The sequence below is a fragment of the Streptomyces diastatochromogenes genome (assembly GCF_002242805.1).
Lineage (GTDB): Bacteria > Actinomycetota > Actinomycetes > Streptomycetales > Streptomycetaceae > Streptomyces > Streptomyces diastatochromogenes.
Map to the genome: position 1 here is coordinate 1 of NZ_MCGQ01000136.1, position 250 is coordinate 250.

At 68.0% G+C, this 250-nt stretch carries 1 protein-coding gene; it reads right to left on the minus strand.

Features of this window, described 5'->3' with window-relative positions; genetic code table 11:
* Window positions 1-250: hypothetical protein (locus tag BEK98_RS47090; protein WP_143684283.1), on the minus strand; the 250-nt coding region annotated here is incomplete at both ends.

The window sequence follows — 250 nt, forward strand, 5'->3', positions numbered from 1 at the left end:
TGGGTGTGGCCGATGTTGGATTTCAGTGAGCCGAGCCAGAGGGGTTGTTCGTCGGTGTGGGCTTGGCCGTAGGTGGCGAGGAGGGCTTGGGCTTCGATGGGGTCGCCGAGGCGGGTGCCGGTGCCGTGGGCTTCGACGGCGTCGATGTCGGCCGGGTCGAGGCCGGCGTTGTTCAGCGCTGTCCGGATGACGCGTTGTTGGGAGGGGCCGTTGGGTGCGGTGAGTCCGTTGCTGGCGCCGTCCTGGTTGA